Raw genomic sequence first — 9,525 nt, 5'->3', positions numbered from 1 at the left:
GCTTGGGGGGGAGGTTGCCCTTTTTTTGGTGGTTACCCCCAGAATCTTGTGGTGCGGCTGTTTGGGGGTGGTTTGTAAGGGCGGGAAAGATTCTCCAACACCCCGCCCCAGACCGCATTTTTGGCTTCGTATCGGGGTGCGGGGGTGGTGTGGGTGCTTGGTTGGTTGGGGGCGTGGGTCGCTTTAAAAGCGTTTGCTGCGTTGCTGCAGCTTTGTTCGCTGCGAATGTCACGGTGGTTGCTGGGGAGCGCGTATTGCGGGGGTGAGTGGGTCGTGAGGGGAACCCTGAGGGAATCAGGGGCTGTGAGGGTTCCCCTCACGGACGGAGCTGCCGTGAGGGGGCGGCGCGTGGAGGCAGGTGGTCTGTGAAGGGCTCCTTGAGGGAATTAGATTCCCTCAAGGAGCCCTTCACGGAACGTGAAGAGGGGTCAGCTGCGGATGTTGAAGGTCCAGCGGGCGTGTGCGCCGGGGCCGACGGTGAGTGTCGAGTGGCCCAGTTGCTCGACGTGCTTCGTTCCGGCGGGGTGGTTCAGGGCCAGGTCGATTTGGCGCAGGCCGACTTGGTCCGCGGTTGCCGTTTCGAAGCGGATGGTGGTCATGCCGTCGGTTGCGATCGCGCCGGTGGGGAGCTCTCGTACTGCCATTCCCCCGGCGCGCAGCAGTGGCAGGGTGTTGCTGAGGTCGCGGGCGGTGATGCCCAGGCGGATGCCGGTGACGTCGCGCATCAGGTGATTGCGGTAGTCGTCGGGCAGGTATCGGTTGCGGCTGATGTCGCCGGGGTATTGCGCTGGGCCGGTGTTGCTGCGCGGGTCGGCGAAGTACTCCGCGCGGTATTCCATGCCCCAGGCGCCGAAGGTGTCGTACTGGTCGGTGGTGAAGACTCCGTTGAACCACGGGACTGGCTTGCCGTCGCCGAAGTCGCGGGTTTGCAGGAATTCCAAGGGGTTCGTGACGCCTGCGTCGTGGAGGTGCTGGACCACTGTGGACAGCTGTCCGGTGTGTTCGACCGAGACTCCCAGGCCCGCCGAACCGAGGTCGCCGTCCTTGCCGGGGACGTCGCCGACACCGAACAGTTCCAGGTAGGTTTCGCGGCCCATCAGGTAGCGGCCGGTCCACTTCTCGCCGCCCGCGCCGGTGGTGGTGCGGACCTGGAAGTTCGCGAAATCCTTGAGGTACGCCGAATGCTCGATGGCGTCGGCCGTTTCCCGGTCAAGGACGCCGTAGGAGTGGTTGAAGTGCAGGAGGGCCGGTTCGCCTGCTTGCGCGGTGCCGGTGCCGGTCGCGGCCAGGGCCAGGAGCACGGCCAGGAACTGCAGGATCGTCCGGGTTCTTCGCTGTGTCGACATGGCGGAGGAGAGTAAGGCGAGCGCGGTCGGTCGGTGGGGTTTTCGGCTAACTTGACCGCAACGGCCTACTGAGAATGTCTTTCTCGTTGTCCGGTCAAGTGGAAATTAGTTCACTTGGAGCAGTGACAGTGCATCACGTTTAGTAACAGAATCAGGTCCTCGTGCCGCCTGATCGGGTGGCACGTCGCGAGGGCATCCGAAAGGACCTGTCATGACCACTCACCACTGGGGACCCGCCGGGAGGGCGCGCCGTCGCCTGACCGCGGCGGTGTTCGCTGCGGCTGCCGCCCTGCTCGTGGCGACCGCGCCGAACGCCGCGGCTGCACCTGCCGCAGCCGCGAGCACCTCGGCCGAGACTCCGGACAACCATCAGATGGGCGCCTCCATCCGGGCGCACGAACCGGGCGGGGCTGCGGTCGCGCCGACGTCGGTCGAGACGACGACAGCGGGCATCGACGTGAGCAGTTACCAGGGTGCGGTCGACTGGCAGTCCTATTGGAACCAGGGCAAGCGGTTCGCCTACGTGAAGGCGACCGAGGGCACCGGCTACCAGAACCCCGACTTCACCCAGCAGTACAACGGCTCGTACAACGTCGGCATGATCCGCGGGGCATACCACTACGGCCGTCCTGATATCTCAGGAGGGGCGGCGCAGGCGGACTACTTCGTCGCGCACGGCGGCGGCTGGTCCGGCGACGGCAAGACCCTGCCCGGCACCCTCGACATCGAATGGGGGCCCAACTCGGCCTGCTACGGGCTGAGCCAGTCCGCGATGGTGTCGTGGATCAAGGCGTTCAGCGACGAGTACCACGCGAAGACGTCGCGCTGGCCGGTCATCTATACGGCCACCAGCTGGTGGACCCAGTGCACCGGCAACCTGGGCGACTTCAGCTCGACCAACCCGCTGTGGGTGGCGGCGTACTCGTCCTCGCCCGGAGCACTGCCCTACAACTGGGGGTTCTACACCTTCTGGCAGTACACCTCGACGCCGCTCGACCAGGACTACTTCAGCGCCGGCCTCGACCGGCTGAAGGTGCTGGCGACCGGCTGATCCGATCCCGCCCGGGAGCCTCGCGCTCCCGGGCGGGCCTTTCAGGACCGCGCCAGCACCTCCATGACCGCGCCGACGATTCGCCGCGTCTGCGGCTGGCACGCCGCCCATGTCGTCAGCGGGACGCTCGGCTCGACCAGTTCGCTCCAGGCCCAGCCGGGCAGCATCCGGTTCGCGCTGGGACGGCTCAGCAGCACCGCGTCCGCCTCGACGGCCTCCGCGCAGGCCAGCGCGTTCTCGTTGAACCGCGCGAGCCGCCAGTTCGGCGACACCCCGAGCCCGTGCGCCGCCGCGAGCATCTGGTCGTGGCCGGCCGGGACCTGCGCCCGCGAATGCGCGAGCACCCGGACGTCGTCGAGATCCCGCAACCGGCACTTCGCGCGGCCGAAAAGCGCGTGACCGGGCCGGATCGCGACCCCGAACGGATGCTCGAACAACAGCCGCCCGTGCAGCGTGGACGGCGGGTTCTGGTGGACCAGCCCGATGTCGATCCTGCCCTCGCTGAGCATCCGGAGCTGCTCGGTGCTGCTGGCGTCCAAAAACGACAACGCCGCGTCCGGCACCTGGCGGCGGATCTCCGCCAGCGCGACGAGCACCCAGTCCTGCGGAATCCCCGGCGGCAACGCGATCTCGACCTGCTCCTTGACCGGCGCCGCGGACCGGGTGACCTCCCGCGTCGCGTCGGCGAGCCGCAGCAGCTGCCGGGCGTGCTCGTGCAACGCGCGCCCGGCGACCGTCGCCTGAACGCCCGTCGGGACGCGGTCGAACAACGGCGTACCGAGTTCGCGTTCCAGGACGCGGATCTGCCGGGTCAGCGCGGGCTGCGAGATCAGCAGCGACCCGGCCGCCCGGCTGATCGACCCCTCGGTGAAGACGGCGACGAAGTACCGCAGCTGACGCAGTTCCATACCCTGGGGTTATACCCGCTTCGTTTGCACCGCCGCGCCCGCCGGCGGACGCTGGGTGTCGACGGGAGCCCCAGAAGCCGGAAGGAGCCGCTGCCCCGATGAGCGAACGCCAAGTCCGGGTACGCCGGGTTTACGACGATCCAGAGTCCGCCGACGGCTCGCGGGTCCTGGTCGATCGGCTGTGGCCGCGTGGGCTGAGCAAGGACCGCGCGCACTTGGACGACTGGTTGAAGCAGATCTCGCCGTCGACGGAACTGCGCAAATGGTACGCGCACGATCCGGACCGCTACGGCGAATTCGCGAAACGCTACCGCGCGGAATTGGAAGAACCGGAGCGCGCGGAAGCGTTGGACCACTTGCGCGCACTGGCCGAAAAAGGCTCGCTCACCTTGCTGACCGCGACAAAACGCAGCGACATCAGCGAAGCGGCAGTGCTGGCCGACCTGCTCAGCTCCTCCTAGCCGGTTCAGGAGGTGCCGACCGGAATGCCGTTGCGCTCGGCGTACTGGCTGCCCCACTCGTACAACGCGGTCAGCGCCGGGCGCAGTTCGTCGCCTTCCGGGGTCAGCCGGTACTCGACCGTCGGCACCCGGCCGGCCACCTCGGTCCGGTCCACCAGCCCGGCCGCGGCCAGCTCCCGCAGCTGTGCGGTGAGCACCTTCTCGGTGATCGACGGAATGGCCCGGCGCAGCTGGCCGTAGCGGTGCGGGCCTTCCTTGAGCCGCGCCAGGATCACCGGCTTCCACTTCCCGCCCATGACGTCGACGGCCAGTTCGACCGCACAGGAGTAGCGCGCTTTCATCCCTCCATCATCACCCGCCGCGGGTACGCACCGGCAAGTGCGTACTAGGCGACCGGCCCGGCGAGTGCTTGGCTGGCACGGTGATCATCGAGTACCTCCGCTACCGCATTCCGGACGGCAGGCACGCGGACTTCGAGGCCGCCTACCGACGGGCGGCCGAGTCGCTCGCCGCCGCGGAACAGTGCCACGACTACGAACTCGCGCACGCCGTCGACGAGCCGGGCAGCTATGTCCTGCGCATTGTCTGGACTTCGGCCGACGCCCACCTCCAAGGTTTCCGGGGCGGGCCCCAGTTCGCCGCGTTCTTCGCCGAGATCCGGCCCTATGTCGAGAACATCGAGGAGATGCGGCATTACGAACGCACCGAGGTGGCCGGTCCGGGCGGCGCGGTGCCGACGCTCTACGAATGGGCGGGCGGAGCAGCCGCGCTGGCCAGGCTGACCGAGGCGTTCTACGCGAAGGTGCCCGAGGACGACCTGCTCGCCGAGGTATTCGCCGGGATGAGCCCGGAGCATCCCGCGCACGTGGCGGTCTGGCTCGGCGAGGTGTTCGGCGGGCCTGCCGCGTACACCGCCCGCCACGGCGGGCACGAACACATGATCGCCAGGCACGCCGGCCGGGCGATCACCGAGCCGCAGCGGCGCCGGTGGGTTTCGCTGCTGCTGGCCACCGCCGACGAGGCGGGGTTGCCCGCCGACCCGGAGTTCCGCGCCGCGCTCGCGGGATACCTGGAATGGGGGAGCAGGCTCGCGGTGGTGTTCTCCGCGCCGGACGCCGGGCCCGCGGGCGACCAGCCGGTGCCCCGCTGGGGCTGGGGCTCGGCTCCTCCGTGGACCGGAAACTGAATCCGCGCTATCCCGTACGCCGCAACCGCCGAATTACCCCGCGCACCACCAAGGGCACGCAGATCGCCGCGAACAACACCAGCGCCGCCCACGCTCCGAATCCGCCGAACCCGCCGCTCTGATAAGCGGCAGGCTCGGCATTGCGCCAATCCTTCGACCCGCCGTTGGCCTCCGAGGCATCCGGCCCCGAAGCCGAGGACGCTCCCGGTCCGGCCGAGGCCTGGGCGCTGGCCGACGACTTCGGTCCTTCCTTCGCCCCTGCCTTCGGTCCGCCGCCGTTTCCGCCGTGCGTCAACGCATCCACGCCGCCCAGCCCGGCGAAGGGGTCTTGCGGCGCGGTAGCCCCGGCTCCGAGACCGCCTTGAAACGTCGGATTGGCACAATTCCCGGCATTGAGCTGCTTGGGCGGACGTCCGGTGAGCCGGGCGTTCGCGTTCATCATCTCCTGGGAAAGGTTGGGCGGCAGCGGCGAATACCCGATGCGTGCCATGTTGATCTGCCCATCGCAGGCGACGTGCTCGATAAAGGCGGTCATCGTGTCCGCCTTGGCCCCGTCCGGATAGCCGCCCTTGCAGGTATCGCGTCCTGACCCGCACGGCGTCATCAAATACGAATACGCCGAAACGGGATACGTGGACGGATCCGGATTGGCGTAGACCCCGGACAGCTCCTGGCTGAGGTCCGGTCGCAGGTTGGCTTTCGTCAACGCCGCCGCGATATTGGCCGCATACGGCAGGGTGTACTTCCCGGCTTGATTCTCCACCCACGCGGTCGGCGCGTTGTACTTCTTCGCGTAACCGAATTCGTCGTACCCGATGGAGAACGGGACGCTGCCGTTGGCCAGCGTCTGGGCGATCTGGTCGGAGTCGGCGAACAGCCGGTAGAAATCCGCGTCCGGCCCCCGGGTCGGCAGCTGGATCGGCCGCACCCCGGACGGCAGCGGCCCGATCCCCTTGTCGACATTGCGGGAGACGAAATCCCCGTACGGCCCAGGCGCGACGTGCGCCACGAAGTCGTAGAACAGCGCCGTCGTGCCGGACTGCCCACTGCGGCCGACCAATGTGATCGGCTGGTCCGGCAGGGCGAATCCGCCATTGGTCGCACTGATCGCCGGATCGCTCCAGCGAGTGATCTGCCGCGCGAAAATCCGCGCGACCACATCCCGGGTCAAATGCAGCGTATCGACCCGGCGTCCACCGGCATCGGTGACGTTGTACATCACCGCGACCGCGCCGGCGACGTCCGGCACGTACTGATACCCGCGCTGCTTCGCCGTGGCCCCGCCGCCGCCCGCTGCCTCCAGCGAACTGACTTCGGCTTCAGTGCCGGCGAAGTCAACGGTGTGATCGCCATACTGATTGACCCCGGCCGGAGAACCGAGCGCGCTGTAATTGACCGGAATACCGCGCGAATTGGCGCCATTCTGCCAGTCGCTCATCGCGAGTCCGACGTAGGTGGACCCGGACCCATTGACCTGGCTGAACGCCTCCGCGGCCGGAGCGAGCAAAACCTGACAGGCCAGCAACGCCCCCGCGCAGCCAAGCCCGGCCCATCTCGTGCGATGCATCGAAAACTCCCCAGTTCAGCCGAAACGGCCATGGACGTAGTCGTGGGTACGGCTGTCTTCCGGACTCTCGAAGATCTGCTCGGTCGAACCATGCTCGACCACCCGCCCAGGCTCGTTCTCCCCGGCGAGAAAGAACGCGCAATGATGCGAAACCCGTTGCGCCTGCTGCATATTGTGCGTGACGATCACGACGGTGACCTCGTCGGAGATCTCCACGATCGTCTGCTCGATCCGCCGCGTGGACGTCGGGTCGAGCGCCGAGCAAGGCTCGTCCATCAGCAGCACATTCGGCTGCACCGCGAGCGAACGCGCGATGCACAGCCGCTGCTGCTGCCCGCCCGACAGCGCGCCGCCGGGGGAATTCAGCCGGTCCCGGACCTCGCGCCACAGCCCGGCCCGCTCGAGGCTCTGCTCGACCAGTCCGTCCTTGTCCGCGCATTTGACGCCGGCGAGCTTGAGTCCGGCCAGCACGTTGTCCCGGATGGACATCGCCGGGAACGGGTTGGGCTTCTGGAACACCATCCCGATCCGGAGCCGGGCGTGCTGTGCGCGGGTGCCCTCGGCGTAGATGTCGTCGCCGTCCAGCAGGACTTCTCCGGCCAGGCTCGCGGTGCCGACGAGCTCGTGCATTCGGTTGAGAATGCGCAGGAAGGTCGATTTCCCGCAGCCGGACGGGCCGATCAGCGCGGTCACCTCGTTGGCGGGCATCGCGAGAGTGACGTCCTCCAGCACGAGCCGGTCGCCGAACCAGGCGTGCACGCCGCGCGCCTCCAGCGTCGCCGCGCCCGGCGGCGGCCCGCCCAGCACCCGGACGGGTTCGCGGACTTCGAGGGTTTCGGTCACCGGGCACTCCTGGGTTTCGTGCGGCGCGCCGACCAGCGTTTGCGGCCGATCAGCCGGGTCAAGGCGAACAACGCGAAAATCAGCAGGATCAGCACCAGGGCGCCGATGTACCCGCGTTCCTGCGCCGAGGCGAGCGGTTCTTTGATGTAGCGGTAAACGAAGCGGGGCAAGCTTTCCTGCGGATCGCTGAACGGATTGAAATTCATCGAAAGCGTGCCGAAAGACGTGAACAGCAATGGCGCGGTCTCGCCGACCACGCGCGCGATGCCGAGAATGATCGCGGTGCTCACGCCTGTGCGCGCGGTCGGCAGCACCACCGACCAGACTGTCCGCGCGCGGCTCGCACCGAGGGCGAGTGACGCCTCGCGCAGGCCGTCGGGCACCAGCCGAAGCACGACGTCGACGGTGCGGGTGACGGTCGGCAACATGATCATCGTCAGCGCGAGCGTCGCCATGAATCCGGAGAAGCCGAGCTGCGCCGGCGGCAGGATTAGCGCTGCGTAAACGAAAAGACCGGCGACCACTGACGGCAGACCGCTCATGGCGTCCACGAAAATCCGCACCGGACGGCGGAAACGGGACCGGGTCTCGTTGAGGAACACCGCGGTGAGCACGCCGAGCGGAACGACGAACACGAGCGCGAGCGCCGTTTGCTCGAGGGTGCCGACGATCGCGTGCAGACCGCCGGTCGCCGTCGCCGGATCGGTCGGTGCGACAGCCGACATGTCGTGCCCGAAGAACGCCAGCCGCAGACTCGGCACGCCCTTGACGACTATGTAGCCGAGCAGGAACAGCAATGGGATCAGCAGTCCGACGGCACCGCTCACCACGACCGCGGACACCAGCTTGTCGACCGCGGCGAGCCGCCCGAGCCGGTCGCGGGTGACGAGATACAGCATTCCCAGGTACAGCAGATAGGCCACGACCAGGTCGGCGAGCCAGCCCGGCGACGCCAGCAGCTGGTGCATCACGAACCAGGTCAGCAAGGTCGCGGACGCAGCGCAGCCGAGCGCCACGAGCCGGTCCTGCGGCGTGGTCGCGGACGTGCGACGGCGAACCGGAACCGGTGCCACCGCGGCGGTTTCCTCTTCTGCGACACGGATTTCGGTGGAGGTCACGCGTCCACCCCCGCTCCGGAACGGCTTCGGGAAATGATCACCGACGCGGTGAAGTTCGTCGCCAGCGTGAACGCGAACAACACCAGCCCGGCCGCCATCAACCCGCTCAGCGCGGGCCCGGATTGTCCCGCGTTGTTGGCGACGAAGCCGGAAATGGTCGCACCGCCGAACTCCAGGATATGCGTCGTCAATTCCGGAACCTGAGGCAGCAGAAGGGAAACCGCGATCGTCTCGCCGAGCGCACGGCCGAGCCCGAGCATCGAGCCGCCAACGATCCCGCCGCGGCCGAACGGCAGCACGACGGTGCGCACCATGCCCCAGCGCGTGCTGCCCAGAGCCAGCGCCGCTTCCTTCTCCCCGGGCGGAGTCTGGGTGAAAACCTCGCGGATGACCGACGTCGTGATCGGGATGACCATCAGCGAAACCACGAGCCCCGCGACGAACATCGAATTGAACAGCACCGCGCCCGGTTTCGTCTCGAACAGCGGGAACCAGCCGAGATTGTCGGTCATCCATTGCGACAATGGAGTGATGTACGGGCGCAGGAAGCTGAATCCCCAGAGACCGTAGAGCAAACTGGGGATCGCGGCGAGGAGATCGACCAGCCCGGTGAGGAACCCGCGCATCCGCGGACTGGCGTAATCGCTGATGAACAGCGCGGCCAGCACCGAAAACGGCACCGCGACGGCGACCGCGATCAGCGCGACCACCACCGTGCCGTACAGCAGGCCGAGAACGCCGAAATGGCCGGAAGCCGGGTCGAACTGGATCGTGGTGAAGAAGCCGAAACCGCTGGCCTCGAACGTGGGCGCGGACCGGTAGACGAGGAAGAACCCGATCACGATCAAGAGCGCGAGCACCGAAAGTCCGGCCCCGCTCGTGACGCGGCGGAAGAGCCGGTCGGCGCGGGACGGCAGATCGGCGAGGACGAGACGATCCGGCGGCGCGGGGCCGGACGCGGAGGACGAGACGGTCACGGCAGCGAGTATTGCGAGCCGGAAGCGGGGAAAGTTGGCTGGACAGCGAAGGCCCGACGGCGCGTTCG

The 9,525-nt window shown here is 67.8% G+C and carries 10 protein-coding genes; 3 read left to right on the top strand and 7 right to left on the bottom strand.

Annotated elements, in window-relative coordinates; translation table 11 throughout:
• Nucleotides 1-428 precede the first annotated feature (428 nt).
• Nucleotides 429-1,346 carry a DUF5829 family protein gene (locus ACZ7OI_RS18580; RefSeq protein WP_470265439.1) on the bottom strand — a complete coding sequence of 306 codons (918 nt, stop codon included), beginning with the start codon at nucleotides 1,344-1,346 and terminating at the stop codon, nucleotides 429-431.
• Nucleotides 1,347-1,557: 211 nt separating this feature from the next.
• On the opposite strand from ACZ7OI_RS18580, the gene ACZ7OI_RS18575 reads away from it, so the two are divergent.
• Nucleotides 1,558-2,397 carry a GH25 family lysozyme gene (locus ACZ7OI_RS18575; protein WP_470265438.1) on the top strand — a complete coding sequence of 280 codons (840 nt, stop codon included), beginning with the start codon at nucleotides 1,558-1,560 and terminating at the stop codon, nucleotides 2,395-2,397.
• Nucleotides 2,398-2,438: 41 nt separating this feature from the next.
• On the opposite strand, the gene ACZ7OI_RS18570 is transcribed toward ACZ7OI_RS18575, so the two are convergent.
• Nucleotides 2,439-3,305 carry a LysR family transcriptional regulator gene (locus ACZ7OI_RS18570; protein ID WP_470265437.1) on the bottom strand — a complete coding sequence of 289 codons (867 nt, stop codon included), beginning with the start codon at nucleotides 3,303-3,305 and terminating at the stop codon, nucleotides 2,439-2,441.
• 98 nt (nucleotides 3,306-3,403) lie between these two features.
• On the opposite strand from ACZ7OI_RS18570, the gene ACZ7OI_RS18565 reads away from it, so the two are divergent.
• Entirely contained in the window at nucleotides 3,404-3,766 is a 363-nt protein-coding gene (locus ACZ7OI_RS18565) for a DUF488 domain-containing protein (protein ID WP_470265436.1), read from the top strand.
• A gap of 5 nt (nucleotides 3,767-3,771) precedes the next feature.
• Here the strand turns inward: ACZ7OI_RS18565 and ACZ7OI_RS18560 are convergent, their stop codons facing one another.
• Nucleotides 3,772-4,107 carry a winged helix-turn-helix transcriptional regulator gene (locus ACZ7OI_RS18560; RefSeq protein ID WP_470265435.1) on the bottom strand — a complete coding sequence of 112 codons (336 nt, stop codon included), beginning with the start codon at nucleotides 4,105-4,107 and terminating at the stop codon, nucleotides 3,772-3,774.
• A gap of 80 nt (nucleotides 4,108-4,187) precedes the next feature.
• Between ACZ7OI_RS18560 and ACZ7OI_RS18555 the strand changes: the two genes are divergently transcribed.
• Nucleotides 4,188-4,952 (top strand): globin domain-containing protein, encoded by a 765-nt coding sequence (locus ACZ7OI_RS18555; RefSeq protein WP_470265434.1) that lies wholly within the window; start codon nucleotides 4,188-4,190, stop codon nucleotides 4,950-4,952.
• 7 nt (nucleotides 4,953-4,959) lie between these two features.
• On the opposite strand, the gene ACZ7OI_RS18550 is transcribed toward ACZ7OI_RS18555, so the two are convergent.
• The 4 genes from ACZ7OI_RS18550 to pstC are packed head-to-tail and all read right to left on the bottom strand — an operon-like array spanning nucleotide 4,960 to nucleotide 9,457.
• On the bottom strand, nucleotides 4,960-6,519 hold the full coding sequence (locus tag ACZ7OI_RS18550; RefSeq protein WP_470265433.1) for a substrate-binding domain-containing protein: 1,560 nt from the start codon (nucleotides 6,517-6,519) through the stop codon (nucleotides 4,960-4,962).
• 15 nt (nucleotides 6,520-6,534) lie between these two features.
• The gene (locus tag ACZ7OI_RS18545; protein WP_370940722.1) at nucleotides 6,535-7,326 is read right to left on the bottom strand and encodes a phosphate ABC transporter ATP-binding protein; all 792 of its coding nucleotides are present in this window, start codon (nucleotides 7,324-7,326) and stop codon (nucleotides 6,535-6,537) included.
• A gap of 32 nt (nucleotides 7,327-7,358) precedes the next feature.
• Nucleotides 7,359-8,480, bottom strand: coding sequence for a phosphate ABC transporter permease PstA (pstA, locus tag ACZ7OI_RS18540; protein WP_470265432.1), 1,122 nt, complete (start codon nucleotides 8,478-8,480; stop codon nucleotides 7,359-7,361).
• Nucleotides 8,477-9,457: a phosphate ABC transporter permease subunit PstC gene (gene pstC, locus ACZ7OI_RS18535; protein WP_470265431.1), complete on the bottom strand. Its 981-nt coding sequence runs from the start codon at nucleotides 9,455-9,457 to the stop codon at nucleotides 8,477-8,479. The genes pstA and pstC overlap by 4 nt, the downstream gene beginning before the upstream one ends.
• Nucleotides 9,458-9,525 lie beyond the last annotated feature (68 nt).

It is taken from the genome of Amycolatopsis sp. NPDC114503 (assembly GCF_055633655.1).
This window is presented reverse-complemented; position numbering and strand designations above follow the sequence as displayed.

Bases quoted from the DNA above. Each gene is read 5' to 3' on its own strand.
- ACZ7OI_RS18580 (WP_470265439.1), bottom strand. From the start codon at position 1,346: ATGTCGACACAGCGAAGAACCCGGACGATCCTGCAGTTCCTGGCCGTG.
- ACZ7OI_RS18575 (WP_470265438.1), top strand. From the start codon at position 1,558: ATGACCACTCACCACTGGGGACCCGCCGGGAGGGCGCGCCGTCGCCTG.
- ACZ7OI_RS18570 (WP_470265437.1), bottom strand. From the start codon at position 3,305: ATGGAACTGCGTCAGCTGCGGTACTTCGTCGCCGTCTTCACCGAGGGG.
- ACZ7OI_RS18565 (WP_470265436.1), top strand. From the start codon at position 3,404: ATGAGCGAACGCCAAGTCCGGGTACGCCGGGTTTACGACGATCCAGAG.
- ACZ7OI_RS18560 (WP_470265435.1), bottom strand. From the start codon at position 4,107: ATGAAAGCGCGCTACTCCTGTGCGGTCGAACTGGCCGTCGACGTCATG.
- ACZ7OI_RS18550 (WP_470265433.1), bottom strand. From the start codon at position 6,519: ATGCATCGCACGAGATGGGCCGGGCTTGGCTGCGCGGGGGCGTTGCTG.